Source organism: Paenibacillus alginolyticus DSM 5050 = NBRC 15375 (assembly GCF_000422905.1).
In the GTDB taxonomy this organism is placed as follows: Bacteria; Bacillota; Bacilli; order Paenibacillales; family NBRC-103111; genus Paenibacillus_E; species Paenibacillus_E alginolyticus.
Window position 1 is genome coordinate 1 of record NZ_AUGY01000109.1, and the last position, 23,698, is coordinate 23,698.

Annotated in this window: 18 protein-coding genes and 4 pseudogenes; 16 read left to right on the plus strand and 6 right to left on the minus strand. The window is 45.6% G+C overall.

Annotated elements, in window-relative coordinates; translation table 11 throughout:
- Positions 1 to 265 (plus strand): annotated as a pseudogene (locus G519_RS45700) (IS110 family transposase); the annotation flags it as partial.
- A 312-nt stretch (positions 266 to 577) separates the two neighbouring features.
- Here G519_RS45700 and G519_RS0132765 read toward each other — a convergent pair.
- Positions 578 to 2,128, minus strand: a pseudogene (locus G519_RS0132765) (catalase); the annotation flags it as partial.
- Positions 2,129 to 2,295: 167 nt separating this feature from the next.
- On the opposite strand from G519_RS0132765, the gene G519_RS0132770 reads away from it, so the two are divergent.
- From G519_RS0132770 to G519_RS0132800, 7 genes and pseudogenes are all read left to right on the plus strand, one after another.
- Positions 2,296 to 3,285, plus strand: a complete 990-nt coding sequence (locus G519_RS0132770; RefSeq protein ID WP_029198226.1) for a substrate-binding domain-containing protein — start codon at positions 2,296 to 2,298, stop codon at positions 3,283 to 3,285.
- Positions 3,282 to 4,745 (plus strand): sensor histidine kinase, encoded by a 1,464-nt coding sequence (locus G519_RS0132775; RefSeq protein ID WP_029198227.1) that lies wholly within the window; start codon positions 3,282 to 3,284, stop codon positions 4,743 to 4,745. Before G519_RS0132770 ends, G519_RS0132775 begins: the two co-directional genes overlap by 4 nt.
- Positions 4,720 to 6,090, plus strand: a complete 1,371-nt coding sequence (locus tag G519_RS0132780; protein ID WP_029198228.1) for an AraC family transcriptional regulator — start codon at positions 4,720 to 4,722, stop codon at positions 6,088 to 6,090. The genes G519_RS0132775 and G519_RS0132780 overlap by 26 nt, the downstream gene beginning before the upstream one ends.
- Before the next feature lie 254 nt (positions 6,091 to 6,344).
- Positions 6,345 to 7,796: a sugar porter family MFS transporter gene (locus tag G519_RS45705; protein ID WP_084160451.1), complete on the plus strand. Its 1,452-nt coding sequence runs from the start codon at positions 6,345 to 6,347 to the stop codon at positions 7,794 to 7,796.
- Between the two features lie 424 nt (positions 7,797 to 8,220).
- Positions 8,221 to 8,875 (plus strand): annotated as a pseudogene (locus tag G519_RS45710) (cupin domain-containing protein).
- Positions 8,876 to 8,995: 120 nt separating this feature from the next.
- Entirely contained in the window at positions 8,996 to 9,640 is a 645-nt protein-coding gene (locus tag G519_RS0132795; protein WP_029198229.1) for a LytTR family DNA-binding domain-containing protein, read from the plus strand.
- 138 nt (positions 9,641 to 9,778) lie between these two features.
- Complete coding sequence (locus tag G519_RS0132800; protein WP_029198230.1) at positions 9,779 to 11,293, plus strand: acetyl-CoA hydrolase/transferase family protein; 1,515 nt, start codon at positions 9,779 to 9,781, stop codon at positions 11,291 to 11,293.
- Between the two features lie 104 nt (positions 11,294 to 11,397).
- Here the strand turns inward: G519_RS0132800 and G519_RS0132805 are convergent, their stop codons facing one another.
- The 4 genes from G519_RS0132805 to G519_RS0132820 all read right to left on the minus strand — a co-directional run bounded on the left by G519_RS0132805 (position 11,398) and on the right by G519_RS0132820 (position 16,070).
- Positions 11,398 to 12,597 carry an MFS transporter gene (locus G519_RS0132805; protein ID WP_029198231.1) on the minus strand — a complete coding sequence of 400 codons (1,200 nt, stop codon included), beginning with the start codon at positions 12,595 to 12,597 and terminating at the stop codon, positions 11,398 to 11,400.
- Between the two features lie 340 nt (positions 12,598 to 12,937).
- Positions 12,938 to 14,104 carry an MFS transporter gene (locus G519_RS0132810; RefSeq protein WP_029198232.1) on the minus strand — a complete coding sequence of 389 codons (1,167 nt, stop codon included), beginning with the start codon at positions 14,102 to 14,104 and terminating at the stop codon, positions 12,938 to 12,940.
- 171 nt (positions 14,105 to 14,275) lie between these two features.
- Positions 14,276 to 15,304 (minus strand): NADH:flavin oxidoreductase/NADH oxidase, encoded by a 1,029-nt coding sequence (locus tag G519_RS0132815; RefSeq protein ID WP_029198233.1) that lies wholly within the window; start codon positions 15,302 to 15,304, stop codon positions 14,276 to 14,278.
- Positions 15,305 to 15,350: 46 nt separating this feature from the next.
- Positions 15,351 to 16,070 (minus strand): 3-ketoacyl-ACP reductase, encoded by a 720-nt coding sequence (locus G519_RS0132820; RefSeq protein WP_029198234.1) that lies wholly within the window; start codon positions 16,068 to 16,070, stop codon positions 15,351 to 15,353.
- A 163-nt stretch (positions 16,071 to 16,233) separates the two neighbouring features.
- On the opposite strand from G519_RS0132820, the gene G519_RS0132825 reads away from it, so the two are divergent.
- The 5 genes from G519_RS0132825 to G519_RS0132845 all read left to right on the plus strand — a co-directional run bounded on the left by G519_RS0132825 (position 16,234) and on the right by G519_RS0132845 (position 20,299).
- On the plus strand, positions 16,234 to 16,560 hold the full coding sequence (locus tag G519_RS0132825) for a winged helix-turn-helix transcriptional regulator (protein WP_029198235.1): 327 nt from the start codon (positions 16,234 to 16,236) through the stop codon (positions 16,558 to 16,560).
- A 184-nt stretch (positions 16,561 to 16,744) separates the two neighbouring features.
- The gene (gene hxlA / locus G519_RS0132830) at positions 16,745 to 17,380 is read left to right on the plus strand and encodes a 3-hexulose-6-phosphate synthase (RefSeq protein ID WP_029198236.1); all 636 of its coding nucleotides are present in this window, start codon (positions 16,745 to 16,747) and stop codon (positions 17,378 to 17,380) included.
- A gap of 5 nt (positions 17,381 to 17,385) precedes the next feature.
- Complete coding sequence (gene hxlB / locus G519_RS0132835; RefSeq protein WP_029198237.1) at positions 17,386 to 17,943, plus strand: 6-phospho-3-hexuloisomerase; 558 nt, start codon at positions 17,386 to 17,388, stop codon at positions 17,941 to 17,943.
- A gap of 163 nt (positions 17,944 to 18,106) precedes the next feature.
- Positions 18,107 to 18,814: a DUF421 domain-containing protein gene (locus G519_RS0132840; protein ID WP_029198238.1), complete on the plus strand. Its 708-nt coding sequence runs from the start codon at positions 18,107 to 18,109 to the stop codon at positions 18,812 to 18,814.
- A gap of 114 nt (positions 18,815 to 18,928) precedes the next feature.
- Positions 18,929 to 20,299 (plus strand): sodium-dependent transporter, encoded by a 1,371-nt coding sequence (locus tag G519_RS0132845; RefSeq protein ID WP_029198239.1) that lies wholly within the window; start codon positions 18,929 to 18,931, stop codon positions 20,297 to 20,299.
- Positions 20,300 to 20,498: 199 nt separating this feature from the next.
- Here G519_RS0132845 and G519_RS45715 read toward each other — a convergent pair.
- Positions 20,499 to 20,672 (minus strand): annotated as a pseudogene (locus G519_RS45715) (small acid-soluble spore protein H); the annotation flags it as partial.
- 231 nt (positions 20,673 to 20,903) lie between these two features.
- Here G519_RS45715 and rlmN point away from each other — a divergent pair.
- The 3 genes from rlmN (at position 20,904) to G519_RS0132865 (ending at position 23,525) form a co-directional block, all read left to right on the plus strand.
- Positions 20,904 to 22,001, plus strand: a complete 1,098-nt coding sequence (rlmN, locus tag G519_RS0132855) for a 23S rRNA (adenine(2503)-C(2))-methyltransferase RlmN (RefSeq protein ID WP_029198240.1) — start codon at positions 20,904 to 20,906, stop codon at positions 21,999 to 22,001.
- 65 nt (positions 22,002 to 22,066) lie between these two features.
- Positions 22,067 to 22,669 (plus strand): DNA-3-methyladenine glycosylase, encoded by a 603-nt coding sequence (locus G519_RS0132860; protein WP_051253902.1) that lies wholly within the window; start codon positions 22,067 to 22,069, stop codon positions 22,667 to 22,669.
- A 148-nt stretch (positions 22,670 to 22,817) separates the two neighbouring features.
- Positions 22,818 to 23,525 (plus strand): dioxygenase family protein, encoded by a 708-nt coding sequence (locus tag G519_RS0132865; protein WP_051253901.1) that lies wholly within the window; start codon positions 22,818 to 22,820, stop codon positions 23,523 to 23,525.
- The last annotated feature ends 173 nt before the right edge of the window (positions 23,526 to 23,698 follow it).

Here is a 23,698-nt window from a genome sequence, read left to right on the forward strand (position 1 = left end):
ACGATCGGTAGCACGCCAAAAGAATTCGTACTTGGCAGCACAGTACCATCGCATTGCAGCACGTCGTGGAAAGAATAGAGCAGCGGTAGCCGTAGGGCATACCATTTTAACGATTGTTCATATCTTGTTAACGCGAAGACAAGAATATGTGGAACTCGGTTTTGGCTATTTCGATCAACGAAAACGTGAGATCTTGATCAGTAGTTCGATTAAGAGGTTAGAATCCTTGGGGCTTACTGTAAGTATCCAAGAACAATCCGCATAAAACAGGAACGTACATTCGTTTTAAAAGCACTTATCCGGGGGCTTAGTTTCCTATTGCCTAAAAACCGCTTAAAGCTACTTTTTAAAAAACGAAACTCAAGGGTACGATGTTCTAGCGTGATAAAGTGCTCAGAGTTACTTTTTAATTTTCAGGGCAGAAAGTATAAGTTTTATACTTTTGCTTCGCATCTACCTTGACAAACGCGCTCGTCCCAGTGGGACGACGGAGTCGTTTATCCTTGAAGTGTCCGTCTTTCGGGTCACAGTTCTACCAGCCTTACTCGGTCATTTCCTGAAACTTAACTAGTAATTTTTAATATCCATCCGTCCGCTTTCCTGAGTTCTCGGCCATTTCAGCGCCATCTCTTTCAGAATCGGAACCGATGTGTGCCGAGTCGACATTAGCTTGAGCTAGACCTTCAGAAACACGTCGACCGTAATCAGGATCTGCCTTGGTAAAATGTTCGATCATTGTACGCTGGATAATTGGCTTACATATCTTCAGTGCATCTACCAAATTCGCAATCAATTCATCGCGTTCCCAATCTTCAAATTTGCGGTAGGTATCTCCGGCTTGCCCAAAGTCATTGGTTCGGCTGATTTTTTCACGGACCAATTTGTCATTATACATAGGTTGATGTTCTTTTCCGGAAGGAGCCGCCTCTTGTAACCCGCCAAGCGAGGAGGGCTCATAATTTACATGCGGATTCTGCCCGGGTGCCTGATCTACCATGATGGCCATTTGTCCATCCCGTTGGTTCGTGGCTACACGCGTTTTGGGGGCATTAATCGGCAGTTGAAGGTAGTTCGTTCCCACGCGGTATCGCTGGGTATCGGAGTAGGAGAAGGTTCGGCCCTGCAGCAGCTTGTCATCGGAGAAATCAAGACCATCTACTAGAACCCCCGTACCGAAAGCTGCCTGCTCGACTTCAGCGAAGTAATTTTCGGGGTTTTTGTTCAGAACCATTTTGCCCACAGGTAAAAAAGGAAACTGTTCATGATCCCAAAGCTTCGTCGGATCAAGCGGGTCGAAGTCGAGCTCAGGATGCTCGTCATCACTCAAGATTTGAACACAGAGCTCCCATTCCGGGTAATCGCCTCGCTCGATGGCTTCATATAAATCCTGCGTGGCATGACTTACGTTTTTACCCTGGATGCCTTCGGCTTCCTTCTGAGTCAGGTTCTTCATGCCTTGCTTCAACGGTTCCCAGTGATACTTGACTAATACGGCTTGCCCGTCTTGGTTGACCCACTTGTAGGTATTCACACCAGACCCTTGCATTTGTCTATAATTGGCCGGAATCCCCCACGGAGAGAACAGGAATGTGATCATGTGAGTGGCCTCCGGAGAGTTCGATACGAAATCGAACATTTTCTCTGGATTTTGCAAGTTAGTAACGGGGTCTGGTTTGAAAGCATGAACCATGTCCGGGAACTTCAACGGATCGCGAATAAAGAAGATCTTCAAGTTGTTGCCGACTAAGTCCCAGTTACCGTCCTCGGTATAGAATTTGGTGGCGAACCCTCGCGGATCACGAAAGGTTTCTGGAGAGTAATTGCCGTGAACGACCGTAGAAAATCGGACAAATACAGGGGTTTGTTTACCTGCTTCTTGAAAAAGCTTGGCCCGTGTATAGGTGGAGATAGGCTCATTACCCACTTTGCCATAGGCCTCAAAATACCCATGGGCACCGGCACCTCGTGCATGTACAACACGTTCTGGAATGCGCTCCCGATCAAAATGGGATATTTTCTCGATATAGTGGTAGTTTTCGAGCGTTGAAGGCCCACGATTTCCGATGGTTCGTATGTTTTGATTATCTGAAATCGGATGACCTTGTCGATTCGTTAAGGTCATCTCTTGGTTTTCTTTGTCCATTGTCTCCAGTTCATCCTTCCTTAAATTGTCAGTAGTACCTTTTGCCATGTATAGGAAAATTATTCATCATCGAATACTAAACGTGATTTCCGTTTTATCGGCAGGCACTGTATAATAAATCTATATTTTTAAGTAAACATCGGGGGTGCTCCATGTCAAAGAAAAAGTGGACTGTGGGGCTGATAGGCATATTTCTTATTTTCTGCTATTTTTTATTCCAGTTTGTAACTTCCACGCTTAAGATCGATCACCTGGTCGGGCAAATGGAACAGAGCAAGATAGAGGATAAAGGTATCAAGCACGTTGTTCTTATAGCTCAAGAGATCGATAATCCATTCTGGAGAACGGTGGAGCTGGGAGCGAAAGAAGCCGCGGCAAAGCTGGGTATGAAAATTGATTACATGGGACCGATTCGTATAAATCCTGCTGAACAAATGAATCTTCTAGAGAAATCGATTGCTGCCAAGCCGGATGCTATTATCGTGCAAGGGATAAAAGAGCAGCGTTACGATCTTCAAATTAGCAAGGCAATAGATCAAGGTATTCCCGTGATCACAGTAGATGCGGATGAGCCGGCGAGCCGGCGACTTGCCTACGTAGGAACAGATAATTGGGAAGCAGGCAAACGCATGGGAGAGCTGGTGGTGAAGGATGCTGGCGGTAAAGGCCGTATCGGTGTCATGATCGGAAGCGAATTGGCGGATAATCAACAGCTTCGTTTAGAGGGATTCCGTTCAATCATTCGAGATACACCTGGCTTTGAAATCGTAGCTGTCCGCTCATCGAATATTTCACGGATTCAAGCCGCTAAGCAGACAGAAGCTTTGTTGAACCAATACGCAAATATTCAAACGATGGTGGGATTTAGCTCCTTAGATGCGGTTGGTATTGTAGAAGGACTGAAGGCAACGAATCGAGCGGATGTAAGCGTGTACGGATTTGATGACTTGGAGGAAACCAAGCAGGGTATCGCCCAAGGAGCAATCCAAGCTTCCATCGTTCAGCAGCCCAAAGAGATTGGATTCAAATCCGTTAATTTGCTAGCGGAAATTTTCAAAGGGGGCTCCATTCCGGTCCAGCACTTCACCGCTACTGATATTCTGGATAGAAACCAACTGAAGTTAAGTGTGGGCAGCCCATGAATATACGTAGAATGCTATTTATAGTCATCCCGGTGCTTTTTATATTGAATAACGCGGTCGCTTATTTCATTTTTGAAAGCGGAAGAACGGTGCAGCAAAGCTATAATGTGATGCTGGATCGTGTATTATTGTACAAGCAAATTGCCGGACAAACGCAGGGAAATCTTCGTGCTCTGAATGTTTACTTAATGGATCGAACAGAGAACAGCCGCAAGGCCTATATAAGTCAGAGGGATGAGCTCAATCTTCTGCGGGAAAGCTTGTCTGCACAGGGGACGACTATTCCAACTACTGATCTTACAGTCCGCAGCTATCGCAACATGATCGATACTTTTATAGGGCAAGAAGCGGGTGTAATAGATGCTTTAAATAGCCAAGGTTCTTTGGCTTATGTGGCTTTCTACGAAGAGGCTGAGCAGACAGCAGCGTTTATCCAAACAGAAGGACATCATCTTATTGATTTGGAACTGAGTTTTTATCAACCCTTCTACAGACAAATTCTTATCCAAACAGAAGTTATGAATCACTGGGGAGTCGCTATCTTTATCTTGAATACGCTGATAAGTGTCTTGTTTGCTTATTGGATCTCCCTAGGTATTACCCGACCGATCAAGCAGTTAGCCTTAACGGCTCAACAAATTTCAGACGGGAATTTGCAAGCTCCACCTCCTCAGATTAGTGAGAATAATGAATTTGGGATGTTATCTAAAGCCTTTGGGCGCATGCAGGACAATTTAAAGGAACTTATTATGAAAGAGAAAGAAAGCTTGGAAAAGGACAAGCTGGTCAAGGAATTGGAGCTGGAAGTTTTGCAAAATCAGATCAACCCACATTTTCTCTTTAATTCCTTGAATGTCATATCCAAGCTTGCTCTGCTCGAGGGTGCTGAGAAAACAAGCGATCTCACGGTATCCATGTCGAATCTTCTTCGGTATAATCTTCGGAAATTGGATCGTCCGGTGACGCTTAGGGATGAGGTTGAGCATGCCAAGGAGTACTTTACCATCCAACAGGCCCGCTTTCGTGACCGGATTCAGTTTGTAACAGAAATTGACGAAAGCGGACTGGACGTTTATGTTCCCATGCTAACCCTTCAACCGATACTTGAGAACGTCTTCGTCCACGGTATTGAGGGAATGGAGGAAGGGGCTGAGATTAAGCTGGTCATTGCATGCGAGCCTGATGAGGTAAGGGTTGCCATATCGGATAATGGGATCGGTATGAGCGAGGCGGTTCGTGACTCTCTGCTTCACTTCGAATCGGAACCGCTGCTTGGCCAAGAAAAGGGACAATCAACGGGGTTAGGGACACGCAATGTGTTTAGACGACTTGAATTATTTTATGGAAAAAAGAGTCTTGTAGATATTCACAGCGAGCCGGGCCGAGGGACGACAGTCCTCATCCGGATTCCTGCTGCAGGAAAGGAGGATGGAGATGTATCGCCTACTGATCGCAGATGACGAAGCCTTAGAGAGAGAAGGCATTGAGTGGATTGTTACCCGCATGATGCCGAATACCTTTGAAATTATTCATGCAGAGAATGGTCGTGTGGCTATTCAAAAGGCAGATGAATTTCGGCCGCATATCGTGCTGATGGATATTCGGATGCCGGGCATTCAAGGCCTTGAAGCATTAAAGGAAATTAAGGCTCATAGTCCGCAGATCAAAATGGTTCTTGTTACAGCCTATGAACATTTTGAATATGCCAAAGAAGCCCTTTCCTTGGGGGTGAAGGAGTACCTGATCAAGCCGGCTAAACGCGATCAAATCGTCGCACTCCTCCAGCGGCTAGTAGCCGAAATAGATCAGGATCAAAGAAAGCGCGACGAGGAGTTCGCAATGCGCGATAAGTACTTCCATCTGCTTCCGCTGGCGGAAACGGAAATGGCTCTGGTCTTTATGTCCGATCAGGTGAATGAAACCGAGGTGGGGTATCTGGCTGATATCCTCGAGCTTTCCATAGATAAAGGATGCGCGATTGTGCTCGCCTTGCCGGAATTCGGGCATCCCTCCGAGCAGGAATTAGGCATCGAAAAGAAAAAGCTTTACGAAACGGTAAAAAACTTCGCCAAAGGCTTTATCAAGAATAGAGTCGGCTGTGTGGTCAGTTCCATGGTCCATTGGCACATGGTCATTTTTCTACTCGAGAAGGCGGAAATCAAGGATGAGGTATTGCGGGAAGAGGCTCATTTCCTAGGCAATAAGCTGGTCGAGACACTCCACCAACAGCGTAATATAGACGCTAATGTAGGCATCGGATCCGTCCAAGCGGATATTGAGGGGATAAGGAGATCGTATTTTGAAGCCGTCTTCGCATCTACGTATCCTAAAAAGTGGGGTAACCTTTGCTCTTTTGAGGATTTGAAAATGCTCTCCCTAGAAGGTGAGCGGGAAACCGCTGATAAGTTGATGGCAGACAATACCTCTGAACGTACTTACGTGGAATTGGCAATTAAAAGAATACGTGAGGAGCGTGAGCAGCGAACATGGAGTGTCCTAGACAACGCGATCACGTTCATTCAAGATAAATTCTGCGAGGAGCTTTCCCTTGAAGATGTGGCAGAGCATGTCCACTTGAACCCGTATTATTTCAGTAAAGTATTCAAGCAGCAAACGGGAGAAACCTTCATTGATTATGTGACAAGGCTGCGGATCGAAAGGGCCAAAGAATTCATAAGGGACGGGCAATTCAGCTTAAAGGAAGTCTGCTATATGGTGGGTTATAAAGACCCTAATTATTTCAGTAGAGTATTTAAAAAGGTAACAGGGGTAACGCCTACTGAATACCGCAGTCAACTTTATTAAACTAAGGTTCATGCAGAGATGCATGGACTTTTTTGTTATTCCCGAACAAAAATATGCTAGTCTGCCGCCCTACATCCGAAGGAGAGTTGCAGGCATCAATATTATGCTTGTAATCAACAAATAAGTGAAGGGAATTGGCCCCTGGCTTGAACAAAACACATGGTATAATGAGTCTCGCATTAGACGGATTTACGATTTTTTCAAGATAAAAGACCCGCATGCAGGTGCGGATAAGTCAGAAGGGATAATCGCTTATGAGCTCACATATAAACAATCAAAACCAACAAGTAAGCATGAAGTTTGTAACGCTAGTTTCGATGGTAGCCGCTTTGGGCGGTTTATTATTTGGATTTGATACAGCTGTGGTGTCGGGTGCAATCGGTTTTATGAAAGAACGCTTCGACCTAAGCCAGGTGGAGGTTGGTTGGGCGGTCTCCAGCTTAATCATCGGGTGTATCGTTGGAGCAGCAGGATCCGGTATGCTGGGGGACAGGTTCGGTCGGAAAAAAGTGCTGATTATGGCTGCGATCCTATTCATTATCGGGTCCATCGGATCTGCCATTCCAAATACGTTCACTGCTTATATTATTGCCCGGATTATTGGCGGACTTGGGATTGGTATTACCTCTACGCTATGTCCTCTTTATAACGCGGAAATAGCGCCTGCCAAGTATCGCGGCCGTCTTGTAGCCCTCAATCAGTTCGCGACGGTGACCGGTATCTTCCTCGTATATTTCATTAACATGGGCATTGCGGGATACGGCAACGACGCGTGGGACGTTTCTACGGCTTGGCGGTGGATGTTTGGCTTCGGCGTTCTTCCGGGCTTGTTGTTCCTGGTACTGCTTTTCTTTGTGCCTGAAAGTCCGAGATGGTTGATCAAGCAGGGGCGAGCAGCAGAGTCTCTTCCGATTCTACTTAAGATTCACGGTGACGAATTGGCCAGACAGGAAGTGCTGGATATCAAGGAGTCGTTCAAGCAGGAAAGCGGATCGATCCGCCAGCTGTTCAGTCCCGCTTTGCGGCTTGCTTTAATTGTAGGCGTAGGGCTGGCTGTACTCCAGCAAGTTACGGGAATTAACGCAATTATGTACTATGCTCCGGAAATTTTTAAGGAAACGGGTGCTGGCACGAATGCTTCGCTGATTCAGACCATTTTGGTCGGTTTGATTAATTTCCTCTTCACCATTCTTGCTATATGGCTCATTGATAAGGTGGGACGTAAGGCCCTTTTACTTGTTGGATCTGCCTCAATGACAGTGTGCCTAGTCGTTATAGGCGCCGCCTTTCACACGGGACAACCTTCAGGGCCTTTGGTGCTAATCTTTATTTTACTGTACGTAGCTTCCTTTGCTGTATCGCTTGGGCCTGTCGTGTGGGTGATTATGTCCGAAATTTTCCCGAACCGTATTCGTGGAAAAGCAACGGCGATAGCTTCTATGGCGCTATGGACAGCGGATTATATCGTATCTCAGACCTTTCCTCCGATGCTTGGTTCTGCTGGGCCAGCGGTGACATTTTGGATATTCGGTTTCATGTCCTTGCTTACCTTCTTTTTCACTTGGCGTCTTGTACCCGAGACAAAGGGGAAATCGCTGGAGGAAATCGAAGCCTTGTGGTCTTCGAGAAAAGCTTCTAATTTGAATAAATCCAAAGAAGAATTGGGCGCTACAAATAGAACTTTTCCCAGCATAAACGAATCCTGAGTGCTCTTTGTGGTGCAATATGGCGATTGACGAACCTCATTTACAAATGAAAAGGAACGACGATTCGCTATTTTAAGCAAATTTCAGGAAATAACGCCTCCTCGTTCCCTTTAGATAGGCGGTAATAGGAACCGGTCCCACCATCTATGATGCGAAAAGAACCTCAACTCCACAAAAGGAGCTCGAGGTTCTTTTTTTACACATCGCTGGCTGCTGCCAGTCACTACAGCTTCACAATACTTTAAAGCTTTCTTCCCGAATGTAAGAGAGCAATTCCTGCGTCTCTTACGCGAAGCATACTTTGGCGTAAGCCTTGTATCTTCTGAGCTCTACCTACTGCCAAAATTAGGCATTTGTCACGAATTCACTCCCACCGCATATCATGCAGATATATGAATCATAGGCGAAATGGAGTTGTTCCGAAGTGGCTACACCTGAGATAGATTATACGAAACCAGACGTTCAATACTTTTTTGATATCAATAAAAATCGATTGAAAACTAGAAATGCCGACAATTTTATTAATCGATTGGGACGAGAAAACCCTAAATACGCTCGGTAATGTTTCTTTGCTTGATATTTATTTAAGTAAAGGACGCGTCGTGGAACCGCATTATCATCAAAATGCATCAGAGCTTGTTTATTGCATTACGGGAACAGCCAGGGTTTCCTTAATTAATCCTTTTAACAATATAATCACAAATGTGACGATAGCCCCAGGACAAGTGGCGAATATTCCGCAGGGCTGGTGGCATTGGGAAGTGGCTTTAGAAAATAGCACCCACTTACTCGCTATCTTTGATGCTCCGTATCCAGAGTACATTTTCGGGTCTGATATTCTGACTAAAACACCAATAGAAGTCCTTGCCCATACGTATTGTTTAGATCCTGAACTATTGAAGAAAACACTTAAACCTCTAGATAATAAAACGATTGTCATTGGACCTACGGATGAATGTGTGTCAGAAATGCATAAGCGGTAGGCCACTCCTTCGCATTCCAACACGCCAAGTCAGCCCCATGCAGCCCCTCAATACCAGTATCCCCCCAAAAACAATAATAATTATGGGAATCGCTAGCTTAATTATATATAGATTATGAAGTACTGCCCGCATTGCGGGTAGTTTTTTTGTGTTTTACTGAGATTTCAAAAAGCAGGTATAATAGATTAACGATAATGATTAAGGCGGGTGCAGAGAATGACACAAATTAAAATGCAGGCAATGTTTGATGCTATCGGCGAATTATTTTCAGATGAGACCTCCATCGCAGTTTCAAATACAGAGACATACATTTATTATCGCGCAAGTAAAAGAATCGACCTTAAAATTAAAGAAGGCGATCCCGTCAAAGAAGGGACGATAACACATAAAGCCTTAACTGGAAAACAGAAAATTTCCGAGTTTATCGATCGTGATCTATTTGGTGTTCCCTATTACGGCATGGCGGTACCGCTGATCCAAGAAGGGAGACTGGAGGGATGTGTTTCTGCGATCTTTCCCACGCTGACGACCGGGAAATCCGTAGTGACGGTTAAATACCAGGAGGGATGGGTTCCGGTTCCTTTTCCGAAAGTGATGTATCTGGAAGCAAGTGATCGCAAAACACATGTGATTACCGAAAAATTGACGGGTACGCATAAATATACGTTAAATGAGTTCGATTTTCTTTTGCCGAAAGACTACTTTGTGCGCTGCCATCGTTCCTTTATCGTTAACGTTAACTATATCAAGGAGATTTATCCCGATACCCATTCAACATTGGTATTAATCATGAAAAATGAAACCAAAATTACAGTCAGTCAATCCTACGCCAGTTACTTTCGAAAGTTACTTGGCTTCTGAATGATTCATTTCATGGCTTCGGGCACAAATTTGCATGTTTCGTCCTGATTTCCCCCATTTCCATCCGAAAAATCATTCCTCCTCATTGCTGTTTGTTAAAATGGTGTAAACGATACAAATAGGTTGGGGGAAAGCCTTATGGAAAACGTTTTCGATCGCATTCACAACCACCACCTCCATGAGAAGGTAGTCTCTGCACAAGAAGCTGCTTCCTGGATTAAAAGTGGAATGACGCTAGGGCTAAGCGGGTTTACTCGGGCTGGAGATGCCAAGGCGGTTCCCATGGCGCTTGTTGAGCGTGCCAAATATGGAAAGATGAAAGTGAATGTATATACCGGGGCTTCTCTCGGATCAGATATTGATCGAATGTTTGCTGAAGTTGGCTTGCTGAATAAGCGTCTTCCTTTTCAAGCGGACCCTACAATGCGTAAGAAAATTAATCAAGGTGAATTTTACTTTATAGATCAGCATTTATCCAAAACGTCGGAGATGGTTCGTGCTCAGGTGCTGGAACCTATTGATTTTGCTATCGTGGAAGCGATTGCAATTACGGGAGACAACATGATTATTCCGTCGACCTCTGTTGGGAACTCGATGGTGTTCGCTCAATATGCTAAGTCCATTATTGTTGAAATTAACATGGCCCAACCGCGGTTATTGGAGGGACTTCATGATTTGTACGAACCAGGTAAACAGGGGGATCGTTCTCCGATTCCAATAACAAAGCCGGATGATCGGATCGGTTCCATAGGCATTCCGGTGGATATGGGGAAAGTACGGGGTATTGTTTTCACCAACCAGAAGGATTCCCCTTCAACCATTACACCACCCGATAAGGAAACGGAAACGATTGCGCAGCATTTAATAGCGTTTCTGCGACAAGAGGTTCAAGAAGGGCGCTTAACGAACCGCCTGGCCCCTTTACAGTCCGGCATTGGAACGGTTTCCAATGCAGTCTTTCACGGTCTATTAGATTCGGAATTCACGGATCTGGAGGTATATTCTGAAGTGCTGCAAGACGCCGTGTTCGAGTTAATGGATGCTGGGAAAGTCCGCTATGCTTCCTGCTGCTCCATTACACTTTCGGGACCGAAGATGGAACAGGTTTTCCCGAATTTGGAGAAATACCGCGATAAACTTATACTTAGGCCTCAGGAGATTTCGAACCACCCGGAAGTCATTCGCCGCATGGGATTGATTGCGATCAATACAGCGCTGGAGTTTGATATTTATGGCAACGTGAACTCTACGCATGTATTGGGCACCCAAATGATGAACGGTATTGGCGGCTCGGGTGATTTTGCCCGAAACTCCCGCATCTCCATCTTTGTTACGAAATCAATCGCCAAAGACGGTAAAATTTCGAGTATTGTGCCATTTATTTCTCATGTGGATCATACCGAGCACGATGTGGACGTGGTCGTCACCGAGCAAGGATACGCCGACTTGCGGGGATTGGCGCCGAGAGAACGCGCGGAGCTTATTATTAATCGTTGTGCGCATCCCATGTACCGCGAGCAATTAATGGACTATTACTTAGAAGCCCTGACCAGAGGAGGGCAAACCCCTCATATCCTGGAGAAGGCGCTATCGTGGCATACGAATTACGCACAGACAGGGACGATGCTTCAAAAAGTTTTGCAAAGAGGGTAGCTGCAGCGAAAATAGTGGATGTAGACCAACCGCGTTTCACCATACCAATACAAAAAAGTAAGGCACCCATTGTAGGGTGCCTTACTTTTTGTATTGTGATAGGATTATGCGTTAGCAGGCTTACGTTCTGCTAGATAGCAAGCAAATCCTAAGATCAGCGCCAGTCCGACGAGTACGGCACCGACCCAAGGGAGGGCTGTTATCGCCAGATGTGTAATGACCCATCCACCGATGAAAGCGCCAGCTGCATTTCCTAAATTACCGGCAGAATGACTGGAGGTAGAGGCAAGTGCAGGCGCTGCCTGTGCTAGGCTCATAATTCGTACTTGCAGTCCAGGGAACACAGCGAAGGAAGCAGCTCCCCACAGGAAAATAGTCACTACGGCAGCAATTGGACTATGAATGGTAAAGGTGAAGAGGGTGAGAAGAACGCATATCGTGAAGTAAAGTCCCAGTATGGAAGGCATCAGCTTCCAGTCCGCAAGCTTCCCGCCGACAATATTGCCGATGGTTACTCCACAGCCGAAGAGGACTAGAATCCAAGTCACGCTATGTTCAGCAAAACCAGTGACTTGCACAAGCAGTGGCGTAATATAAGTGAATACGGCGAATAGGCCGGCGTTGCCTAGTGCTCCGATCAGCAGGTATAGCAGAAGCTTAGGCTTGATTAGAGCGCTAATCTGCTTAACGATACTCGCTGGTTTGTCATTCCGAATATGCGGTATGAAGATAAGAATGCCGATTAATGCAATGATGCCCATGATCGCAATCGCGCCAAACGAAGATCGCCACCCCATGTGTTGACCGATGAATGTCCCTAGAGGTACACCGATAATATTGGCAATGGTGAGACCTGCCATCATAATAGATACGGCCCCGGCACGCTTGTCCGGACGTACAAGATTAGAGGCGATAACAGCTCCGACGCCAAAGAATGTCCCGTGTGTCAATGCGGTTATCATACGGGCTCCCATCAAAATGGCATAGCTTGGAGCGAAAACAGAGATTCCGTTACCGAGAATAAATAAGATCATAAGCAGACATAACAGTTTCTTTTGCGGGATTCGGTGGGTGAGAACTGTCAGTATCGGTGCGCCGATAGCTACCCCGAGCGCATACATCGTAATGAGTTGCCCTGCGGATGAGATGCTGACGTGCAAATCATTCGCGACATTAGGCAGAAGCCCCATGATGACAAATTCAGTCATTCCAATGGCAAAGGCACCAACGGTCAGAGAAAGTATAGAGATGGGGAATGGTTCTTTGGCAGCTTGTTCCTTGGTAATGCGGTGAGATAACTCCATGATGTTAATGTCAACCTTTCTGTTGTGTAGACTAAAGCTCTAATCATAATCAAGTCGTGCCGATCCATAAGACCTTTTTCATATTATTTAGTTTTCTAAGCGTATAATCAAGACATTTCTTTTAAAATATATGTAAAGAGGTGCGGTTTTTTGTAAATTTTTGCCGAACGAAGTGGGGGAAATAGCGAAAAAGAAGCGTTGCTGCCAAGGATCTTTCGTATAAAATTTAATTGTTGAAAGGGAAAAAGTGGAGGGATGAATGGGGAGCGAAAATTCTCATGACAGAAGAATGAAGTAGCAATTGGGGATCTAGAGCCCGCGGTTTGAGCGATGTAAAAGGCTAGAGCTGACTTTTCTGCTGCCAATCCTGCTTGATCGAGCGGTTGGACATTTTATTAGAAATGATGAATAAAACGGCTGCCGTCATGCACAGCACAAACAAGATGAAATAAAGGAATGGTGCACCCATATGGTCAATGAAGATACCGCCAAAGGCACCGCCAATAATCCCTCCCAACCCTGTAGTGATCGCTGCAAAGACCGTTTGGAAGGTGGCTTGCGTCTCATCTTTGGAATAACTCTTCACCATTTCAACGGATGCGCTTGCGAAAAAAGCATAGGCCATTCCGTCTAAAAGCTGTGAAGCCAGCACCAGATAAATATCGTGCGTGAAGGCCAATGTCAAACACTTGGCCGCATAGCAAATAGCAGCCATGCAGAGGACAGGCAAGCGCCCAATTTTGTTATTCAGCTTGGCTGATACCCAGAACATCGGAACTTCAATAATCGCGGCTATCGCATACGTGGTGCCAATCCAGGCTTTATTAAAGCCCATTTCCTTAAAATAAATCGGAAGAAACGAAAAGTTGATGGCAATCGATAAATTCACCAGTAAGCAAATTCCGATAAAAGCTAGAAAACGCTTATGGCTAATTACCTCTTTAGCCTGATCAAACATCGACAGCTTATGTTCGGACGGCTTGATTTTAGGAAATAGAAACAAAACACCGAGGACGGCAGCGTTGATAATAAGGAAATAGAAAAAACTACTTCCATAACCGCTGCGCTCATAAATAATCCCTGTGACAAAACTAGCCAAGGAAAAACTCAGGGCTCCCCAGAGACGAATGCTGCCAAACGAGATGCCCGCATGACTGCCGATTTCAACAGCCAATGCGTCGCTTAACGAGGCAGAAGAAGATTGAAACCACGGGAAAAGAACCGAGAAGATCAATAAGGCAAAGTAGGCGTCAAAAAAGTAGAAGCCAAATGCGAGAATAGGGGACAGGATCGTGCACAGCATCAATATTTGTCGGCGATCGTTCAGACGGTCATTCAGCATGCCCATAATGGGCTGAGCAATGACACTCGTAAAGGCCCAAAGTGATAGAAGCAGCCCGATTAAGGTAGAGCTTATCCCCTTATCGCTTAGATATAGGCTAAGGTAAGGCATTAACGCTGCCTGTCCTAGATAATATAGGAAATAGTAGGATGCGAGACTTTTCATACAAGAATCCCCTCTCAAAGGTCCGAGCCAAATAAAGGGCACACGCGTGTAAGGTATGAATTGTCAGGAATCTGCGCCCATGTAACATTTTATTCTTTTCCCGTTACCTTGGCAATCAACTAAACAGAAAGGAGCCACCCTTAAATGACTAGGGTGGCTCCTTTTTTCGTATCAGTAAGCTCGAGCATATTGTTCTGGAATATTATTCGGCTCATTGCGAAGCGTAATGGCCGCATGTGTAGCCCAGTACGGATCACGAAGCATGCCACGTGCAATCGCTACGAAGTCGGCATCTTCACTGCCGATAACGGATTCAGCAAGTGCTGGATCTTCGAGCATACCTACGGCAATGACGGGGACATTCAACGCCTCGCGGATTTTACGTGCGAACGGAACCTGATAGCCCGGGTAATTGCCTGGTTTTCTCTCTCCAGCGGGTCCTTCTCCGCCAGAACTCACATGAAAAGCATCTACACCTGCAACTTGGTAGGCTTTGGACAGCTCGATGGCATGATCAATATCATATCCGCCATCGGCATACTCCACTGCGGAGATGCGGAAGATGAGCGGCATGTCAGCAGGCATTTCTTTTTTGACGGCTTGAATGACTTCTACGCCAAAACGGGCAAGGTCTTGACCATAAATATCATCTCGTTTATTCGTTAGAGGTGATTGGAACTGATGGATCAAATAACCGTGTGCTCCATGAAGCTCGATCGTATCCACACCAGCTTGTACCGCGCGGCGGGCAGCATCACCGAATTTTTGAACCACGTCTTGAACCTCTTCGGTTGTAAGGGCGCGAGGCATTTTGTAAGCTGAGCCTGGAAACTTTATGGCAGATGGGGCAATGGGGACTGCCGCGTCTTCTGCTTTGCGTCCAGCATGAGCGATCTGAATCCCGATTTTGCCATTATGCGCGTGTACACCGTCGATAATTCTGGCGAATGCCGGAATATGATCATCCGACCATATGCCTAAGTCGAAATCGGTAATGCGGCCATCGGGATCAACATCCGTCATTTCCATGATAATGAGGCCAGTGCCGCCAATTGCGCGGCTAAGATAGTGAACGTAGTGCCATTCATTCGGCTTTCCGTCTTTGGCCGTAACCGAATATTGACACATCGGAGCCATGACAATGCGATTATTTACGTGCAAACCTTTCAGATCATACGAAGCAAACAATTTCTGAGTCATACTTGTAACCTCCAAAGATATATTTATACGCCTGTCTAATCGGCGGTTATTGTGGATTCGTTGTCCAAATGCCAGCGGTTTTCAAGAAAACGCGTTGCGGCAATTTCAGTGCAGCCAAAATAAGCTCCGCTACATCTTCCGCTTGCATCATGCGATCCTCATCGCCAATGGGAAGACCAGCGTTCACGGCAAGCTCCGTATTCACGGTTGACGGAGTGAGCGCGGTCACACGGATGTTCGATTTGCGAACTTCCTGCATCAGTGCTTCTGTTAAGCCGAGCACAGCGTGCTTCGAGGCGCAATAAGCAGAACCGGTCGCAAAGCCGCGTTCCCCTGCGGTTGATGCGATGTTAATAATCGTTCCGCCATTTTGCTTCAACATGGTCGACAGGGCTATGCGAGTTACATAATACGTGCCCATCAGATTCGTGCGGATAACCTGTTCCCATTGTTCCGGATCCATGTCGGCCAACGTGCCAAATTGGGCAACTCCGGCATTGTTGAGTAAAATATCAAGGGAGCCCAGATCTCCGATCAACGTTTCCACGGCACGCTCTGCTTCTGCTCTCTTAGATACATCCGCTGTAGCGATGCTCACTTTAATACGATATGCGCTTGTCAATTGTTGTTGAAGGGACTCAAGGTCGGCACGGTTACGTGCAAGCAATCCGAGATTAACGCCTTCTTTGGCCAAGGCGATAGCGGCAGCTTTGCCGATTCCTTTTCCGGCACCCGTAATGATCGCAGTTTGATTCTCTAAAGTCATCGTCATCTCTCCTTTAAGCTCTATTTATGAAGACAATCCTAACGAGGGCTCCTATTTGCAACGGACAGCTACGCCATTTATTATTAAGGGTATTGCAATTAAAAGCAAGTACCTACTTTTAAGTACTATAGTATCAAAAAGTATACTAAAGGAGTCTTTTATCATGGGTGATCAACTATTTAAGAGCTCGGTAGAAATGACCTTGAAGGTGATTGGCGGCAAATGGAAGCTGGTCATTCTTTGTCATCTGATGGACGGCGTCAAACGTTTTGGCGAGTTAAAAAGGGGGATGCCTGACATTACGCAAAAAATGTTAACGCAACAACTACGCGAATTAGAGGATGACGGCATCATCCATCGGGAAGTATTCGTTCAAGTGCCACCCAAAGTCGAGTATTCATTAACGAAATACGGCCAAACCATGGAGGAAGTGCTCAACGTAATGGCCGATTGGGGACAGCAGCATCAAGAGCGAATGAATGAGGCTTAATCACTATAGAAACATTCAAGTTCTAGGGACCTTTAACTCCGTGTTGAGGGTCTTTTTTTTTGCCCATGGTTTCAAAATGGGTACTACGTCACTGAATAGTGCGTACTTCCTTTTCGAAAAGTATCGTCGTACAATAGGTCCCGTGAACAACACCAAACAAAATTACATGAGGAGTGACTCATCCATGGAACTTCAATTAGCGTTAGATCTTGTCGACATCCCACAAGCCAAGAAATTGGTGAAAGAAGTGGAAGCATTTATAGATATCGTTGAAATTGGCACACCGGTTGTCATTAATGAAGGCCTTCGCGCCGTCAAAGAAATCAAAGAAGCTTTTCCCAATCTGAGAGTTTTGGCTGACCTCAAAATTATGGACGCCGCTGGTTACGAAGTCATGAAAGCATCCGAAGCAGGGGCTGACATCGTTACCGTACTAGGAGCCTCGGAAGACATGACGATTAAAGGTGCAGTAGAAGAAGCTAGAAAACAAGGGAAACAAATTCTGGTTGATATGATCTCTGTGAAAAATCTTGAGCAGCGTGCGCAAGAAATCGACGCTCTCGGTGTTGATTATATCTGTGTGCATACAGGATATGATCTTCAAGCTGTCGGAAAAAATTCATTTGAAGATCTTCTGACGATCAAACGTGTTGTAAAGCAGGCCAAAACAGCGATTGCCGGAGGCATTAAATTAAGTACACTTCCGGAAGTGATCAAAGCGAACCCTGATCTTGTTATTGTCGGCGGAGGTATTACCGGACAAGAAGACAAGCAAGCTGCTGCTGCTGAAATGCAGCAATTGATCAAACAAGGATCTTAATTCGTATGGAAACGAATCTGTATTTAGCTGAAATCCTTCATGAGCTGCAGCAGGGTGCTAACCAGTTGAATGACGATCAAGCTGATCATTTTGTTGAGCGGATTATGGGGTCCGGCAAGGTATTTGTAGCTGGGTCCGGTCGATCCGGCTTGATGGCCAAAGCTTTCGCGATGAGGCTGATGCATATGGGCATTGATGCTTATGTAGTAGGCGAGACGATCACGCCAAATGTCACCGACAAAGACATGCTGATCATCGGTTCAGGCTCAGGGGAAACCAAGAGCCTCCTATCGATGGCGGAGAAGGCCAAGAGCTTGCAAGCTGCTGTCGCGCTAGTAACGATATACCCAGAATCAACAATTGGACAGTTGGCGGATATCGCCGTTAAGCTTCCGGGTTCGCCTAAAGATAAGTCGTCCAGCCATTACTCCACCATACAACCAATGGGCTCGCTATTCGAGCAAACTCTTTTGTTATTCTTTGACGCTGTCATCCTGCGGTTAATGGAGAAGAAAGGTTACGACTCCACAACCATGTTTGGTCGGCATGCCAATTTGGAATAGTCTTGCGTACAAATATGTATAACGATTCAAGCTTCTGTAAGCTATGGGAATTCGTTCCCATCGCACAGAGGCTTCTTTTCGTAGTTCTAATTCTCAAGCCTCTCGTGCTTGGTTTTTTCTTGTTCATTTAGGAGATAATGACAGGGAAGGAGGGATTATAAGTATGCATGTCTACGTGGAAATTCTGATTCGGACCGTTCTAGCTATTTTAGTGCTTCTGTTGATAGCTAGAATATTGGGTAAACAGACGATCTCCAATATGACGTTTCATGATTTTGTAACTAGTATTACATTAGGAGCTATTGCAGCTAACTTGGCATTCAATGAATTATTAAAACTTACGCATTTGATTTTAGCGCTCATTGTCATTACCATTATGTCCTATTTGTTATCCGTCATTGCATTGAAGAGCCGCAAAATGAGAAGTTGGATATCAGGTTCTCCAACCGTACTTATTGAAGGCGGGAAAATTCTTGAAGATAATATGAAAAAGGTGAGATATACTCTGGATTCATTGGATCAAGCCTTGAGGGAAAAAGGGATTTTTGATATAGAAGAAGTGAATTATGTCGTGCTTGAGGATAACGGAATGGTATCGGTATTAAAAAAAGACGAGTACCAATTTGTAACTAAAAAGGATATGAAGCTTCATCCTAACGGCCAAGTTTTTCCTGTTGAATTAATTATGGATGGAGAAGTGATGGAGAAAAACCTGGAGAACAACGGTCTGACCAAAGAATGGTTGGAACGGGAGGTAAGACGGAAGGGGAAACGGATATCGGACGTGTTCTATGCGGCAAGAGGTACGAAGCAACAGCTAATCTTTGACTTTTATGAAGATGGTATCCAACAATCGATTGATAAAGAATAGATTTATAACTCATTTTTCTGCTTGGGAACTCTGTGAAATTTTACAAGGTGACTGGAGAAGGATTTTCCAGTAACATTATTGCATCAAAATAATGTTAGGAGTTTATCATTCATCATGAGTAACGATCAGACATCAGGACAAGCGGCAGGCAAGAAAACAGGAACAGTTGAACGGTTTACGTCTACTGGTTTTATTTTAGCGGCGATCGGCAGTTCGGTAGGGCTAGGGAACATGTGGAAGTTTCCCTACATTACGGGCAAGCATGGCGGTGCCGCCTTTTTCCTGTTATTCATCATTTGTTTAATTATTGTTGGCTTACCCATTTTGCTTGCGGAAATGACGATTGGCCGCGGCGGTAGAGGGAATGCTTCGATATCCTTCTTTAATTTGACCGGCAAAAAATACTGGGGAGCATTCGGATTACTATCGATTCTCACTGCATTCATGATCATGTCCTACTACGCGATTGTTGCAGGATGGACGCTCCATTATACGGTAGAGTCGTTTACAGGTCTCTTATTCCAAGAGGGCTCCGACTACAAAGTCAAGTTTCTATCATTCGCTTCGGGCTACTGGCCTATCTTCTGGCAGGCTGTTGTTATGGTGTTTACGGGCGGGGTTCTCGCCAAAGGGGTTTCAGGTGGTATTGAGAAATTCAACAAAATTCTAATTCCCGGTTTTCTCATCATCCTGCTGATTCTTATGGTCCGTTCGCTTACGCTCCCGGGAGCAGCCGAAGGGGTATCCTTTTTCTTGAAGCCTGACTTCTCCAAGCTGGATGCGGAGTCTGCGCTAGTTGCTTTGGGACACGCGTTCTTTTCCTTATCGTTAGGGATGGGCTGTATGTTAACCTATGGTTCTTATGTGGAAAAAAGACAATCACTCGGCACGGCGACGCTCGCCATTGGTTTCGGTGATTTGGTCTATGCTTTCATCGCGGGTCTAGTCATTTTCCCTACGGTCTTTTCCTATGGGCTTCAACCTGGCGAAGGCGTAGGCTTGGCGTTCATGGCGCTGCCTGCAGCGTTCTCGCAAATGCCATTTGGCTTCTTCTTTGGTGGTTTATTCTTCTTGCTGCTAGCCATTGCGGCGTTGACTTCAGCGATTTCCATCTTAGAAGTTCCAGTCGCTTATGCCATGCATAAATGGCAGTGGAGCCGCAAAAAATCAGCCATTATCTTATCCATACTTTGTTTCATAGTAGGTGTTCCTTCAGGGCTTTCTGTCGGAGGCGTGCTAGGGGACTTCGATCCTGGAGGTAAAACCATTTTTGATTGGATGGACTTCCTTACTTCCTATATTCTGATGCCATTCGGCGGGTTAGTCGTTACCTTGTTTACGGGTTACGCGTGGAAAAAGGCTGGAGAAGAAGCGGGCTTGAAAGGTTTCTGGTATAAAGCTTGGATGTTCTTGCTGCGGGTGATCGTTCCCATACTCATCGTTTGTGTATTTTTGCACTCGGTAGGTATAATTAAATTCTCATAGACCTGTACGAAACACTAAAGAGGCTGACTCAAAAGGTTAATAACCTAGCGAGCAGCCTCTATTTTGTTACGATACTGAGCAACAGAGGCAGCCTAAAGATGAACGCCTTATGGGACAGCCCCTTTTTCTTCCTTCATTTTCAGCTATTTGGCAGCGGGCATATCATTTTAATATCATCCATCTCCAGCATTTGAGAGCTCTCGACTAGACTGCTCAAAGGGACACTTTGCTCGTTTTCCGGTTGATCCAAGGGATAAATTCTGGCAGTTTCGTTCTTTTCGTCGACATTCTGAATGTAGATGGGTGTCCCATTATAAGTGACATCCACCATGACAGGTGACACCGCAATCTCTTGAGCGCGTTGATTGTTCATTTTTTTGGCCTCCTTGATGTGCTAGTTACATTATTTGTGGATGTGAAAGGATGTATTCATAGAGTGGCTGTCGAAATGGACAACCAAATAAGAGGCAGATAAAGGAACGGGTATGTCCACTCACTGCCCTTGTGTTCATGAGGGATTTTTGGCACAATAATAAATAGATGGTACGCTTCGGCTGCTTAGTAGAATAGGACTGTATGTGAAAGTCTTGAAAAGAGGATAACGATGAATAAAGAATCCATCTATGGATTAACGTTGGATCAATTGATTGCATGGCTTGAGGAAAATGGACACAAAAAATCGCGGGCGCTGCAAGTCTGGGATTGGCTATATCGGAAGCGGGTGACCGACTTCTCAGAGATGACGGATGTGAAGCAGGATTGTATTCAATGTTTGGAAGAGCATTTCGTCATTCAAACTTTGACTGAACATACGAGGCAAGAATCAGCGGACGGCACGATGAAGTTCCTGTTCAAGCTGCAGGATGGTAATTTGATCGAGACCGTGCTAATGAGACATAAATTCGGTTTGTCTGTGTGTGTAACGACGCAGGTTGGCTGTAACATTGGGTGCAGCTTCTGTGCGAGCGGACTTTTGGCCAAAAGCCGCGATCTGTCCAGCGCTGAAGTCGTGGAACAAATTATGAAGGTTCAGTTTCATTTGGACCAAGCGGGTAAAGACGAGCGTGTCAGCCACATTGTTGTGATGGGCATTGGCGAGCCATTTGATAATTTTGAAAATATGGTTGATTTTATCCGCGTCGTGAAAGATCAAAAAGGCCTAGACATTGCCGCTAGACATATTACGGTATCCACTAGTGGGCTTGCTAATAAAATTATCGAATTCGCGGACTCAGATTTGAAGGTGAATCTGGCGATTTCTCTGCATGCCCCGACGAATGAGCTTCGTACCCGGATCATGAAAATAAACAAAGCGATTCCGATCGAGAAATTAATGCAGGCGATTGAGTACTATTTGGAGAAAACGAATCGGAGAATTACATTGGAGTACATCCTGCTGAAGGATGTTAACGACGGTAGGGAACATGCACTGCAATTAGCAGAGCTCATTCAGCATATTCGCCACCTTGCCAATGTGAACTTGATTCCATACAATCCCGTGGATGAGCATAGTCAATATCAACGGAGCGAGCGGGAATCTGTGCGTGCTTTCTATGATACATTGAAAAAGCAGGGCATTAGCTGCAGCGTTCGCCTTGAGCACGGTACGGATATTGATGCCGCTTGCGGACAATTAAGAAGCAAACAAATCAAACAATCCGCAGGGGATAACTTGGGTCAAGATAGTATGGTCGTCGGATAATAAATAGGAACCCATTGGCTGCGGCTGATCGGGTTTCTTTTGCTGTAAGACGATTTTATGAAAAAATGGAGGTGATTGTTCTGTCTTCCCAATCCGTAGCTGATGCATTTTTTGAGCAGCCCACACTGCTCTTGGCTCGTTCGCTGCTCGGCAAACTGCTTGTGAAAGAAACCGAACTAGGCATAGCCGCAGGCTGGATTGTAGAAACAGAAGCCTACATAGGTCCCGGGGACCGCGCCGCACATAGCTTTGGCAATCGCAGGACACCGAGAACCGAAGTTATGTTTGGCCCTCCAGGCTATGTCTATACCTACGTGATGCATACCCATTGTCTAGTGAACATAGTAAGCGGGGAGCCTGGTCACCCAGAAGCTGTCTTAATTCGAGCTGTGGAGCCATGTATAGGAGTTGATCTTATGTATGATCGCCGCGGTACTGATAAAAAGCTAAAGGAGCTAACCAACGGCCCCGGCAAACTAACAAAAGCCCTTGGCATTGTAAAAGAGGATTATGGAAGACCTTTCTTTGAGCGTCCTCTCTACATCGCGGAAGGAAGAACCGTAGAATCCATTGCTGCTGGACCGAGAATCGGCATCGACAATAGCGGGGAAGCCAGAGAATATCCGTGGCGATTTTGGGTCGAAGGGAATCCTTTTGTTTCGAAATAGCTAAGTATCTAAGGAGCTGCATTTTTTTCGTCTATCCTGCACCTATTTTCAGTAAACTTTAAGCCTATTTTAGGCTAAATTTCAGGGAATTTCCCCCAATTCCATGCTATTCTAATCGTACAAGAGGTTGGAATGGGGGGGGACGACAATGGAAGAGAAGCAAACGGGATTGAAATCTTCGAGTACGAAAATAACGCGTCGCAAGTTCTTGGTATCCAGTGTTCTAATGGTTACTAGTGCGACTTTAGCAGCCTGCGGCATCAATTTAGGCGGCGGAGCGACGACCGGCGGAGCAACGACTCAGCCTGAAGGTAATCAAGCGAAGGATGCGGCGACCGAATCACCGAAAGCGGCCAATCTGGAGCCGACACCTGCGTGCGGTTCGCCGGAGGAGCTGACGCCAGCTGTCACCGAAGGCCCGTATTTTACGCCGAACTCGCCGGAGAGAAGTTCTCTGCTAGAGCAAGGAATGAAAGGAACGAAGCTTACGCTTGTAGGCTACGTTGTGTCCACGGCGTGCAAACCGGTTGCACATGCGTTACTGGACTTCTGGCAAGCCGATGCCGACGGTCAGTATGATAACAAAGGCTTCACCTTGCGGGGGCATCAATATACGGACGATAAAGGCAAGTTTACGTTGGAAACGATTGTGCCGGGTTTGTACCCAGGGCGAACGCGCCATATTCATGTGAAGGTGCAGGCGCCGAATGGTAAGGTGCTGACGAGCCAGCTTTTTTTCCCGAATGAAGCGGGCAATGCGAAGGATGGCATCTATAACAAGGCACTGCTGATGGATATGAAAAGCAATGCGGATGGCAGCCAGTCGGGCGCCTATCAATTCGTTGTAAAGGTATAAAAAAAGGAGCCCATGAGAATTCATGAGGCTCCTTTTTGTCTTGGTCTTCGTCTCGGTCTCACTCTATTCCCCGCCAAAGTTGTAAAAAATACATTACCGATGCATCAAACCTCACATCAAATATTTACTTAATTTGTAATATAAAGTATTTATTAATCTAGACAAACAAAGAA

What these genes read in the sequence shown, in the direction of transcription:
- G519_RS0132780 (WP_029198228.1), top strand. Translation starts at nt 4,720, where the DNA reads ATGTATCGCCTACTGATCGCAGATGACGAAGCCTTAGAGAGAGAAGGC.
- G519_RS0132865 (WP_051253901.1), top strand. Translation starts at nt 22,818, where the DNA reads ATGGAAGAGAAGCAAACGGGATTGAAATCTTCGAGTACGAAAATAACG.
- hxlA (WP_029198236.1), top strand. Translation starts at nt 16,745, where the DNA reads ATGGAACTTCAATTAGCGTTAGATCTTGTCGACATCCCACAAGCCAAG.
- G519_RS0132815 (WP_029198233.1), bottom strand. Translation starts at nt 15,304, where the DNA reads ATGACTCAGAAATTGTTTGCTTCGTATGATCTGAAAGGTTTGCACGTA.
- G519_RS0132845 (WP_029198239.1), top strand. Translation starts at nt 18,929, where the DNA reads ATGAGTAACGATCAGACATCAGGACAAGCGGCAGGCAAGAAAACAGGA.
- G519_RS0132770 (WP_029198226.1), top strand. Translation starts at nt 2,296, where the DNA reads ATGTCAAAGAAAAAGTGGACTGTGGGGCTGATAGGCATATTTCTTATT.
- G519_RS45705 (WP_084160451.1), top strand. Translation starts at nt 6,345, where the DNA reads ATGAGCTCACATATAAACAATCAAAACCAACAAGTAAGCATGAAGTTT.
- G519_RS0132805 (WP_029198231.1), bottom strand. Translation starts at nt 12,597, where the DNA reads ATGGAGTTATCTCACCGCATTACCAAGGAACAAGCTGCCAAAGAACCA.
- rlmN (WP_029198240.1), top strand. Translation starts at nt 20,904, where the DNA reads ATGAATAAAGAATCCATCTATGGATTAACGTTGGATCAATTGATTGCA.
- G519_RS0132840 (WP_029198238.1), top strand. Translation starts at nt 18,107, where the DNA reads ATGCATGTCTACGTGGAAATTCTGATTCGGACCGTTCTAGCTATTTTA.
- G519_RS0132825 (WP_029198235.1), top strand. Translation starts at nt 16,234, where the DNA reads ATGGGTGATCAACTATTTAAGAGCTCGGTAGAAATGACCTTGAAGGTG.
- G519_RS0132860 (WP_051253902.1), top strand. Translation starts at nt 22,067, where the DNA reads ATGGAGGTGATTGTTCTGTCTTCCCAATCCGTAGCTGATGCATTTTTT.
- G519_RS0132795 (WP_029198229.1), top strand. Translation starts at nt 8,996, where the DNA reads ATGACACAAATTAAAATGCAGGCAATGTTTGATGCTATCGGCGAATTA.
- G519_RS0132820 (WP_029198234.1), bottom strand. Translation starts at nt 16,070, where the DNA reads ATGACTTTAGAGAATCAAACTGCGATCATTACGGGTGCCGGAAAAGGA.
- G519_RS0132810 (WP_029198232.1), bottom strand. Translation starts at nt 14,104, where the DNA reads ATGAAAAGTCTCGCATCCTACTATTTCCTATATTATCTAGGACAGGCA.
- G519_RS0132800 (WP_029198230.1), top strand. Translation starts at nt 9,779, where the DNA reads ATGGAAAACGTTTTCGATCGCATTCACAACCACCACCTCCATGAGAAG.
- hxlB (WP_029198237.1), top strand. Translation starts at nt 17,386, where the DNA reads ATGGAAACGAATCTGTATTTAGCTGAAATCCTTCATGAGCTGCAGCAG.
- G519_RS0132775 (WP_029198227.1), top strand. Translation starts at nt 3,282, where the DNA reads ATGAATATACGTAGAATGCTATTTATAGTCATCCCGGTGCTTTTTATA.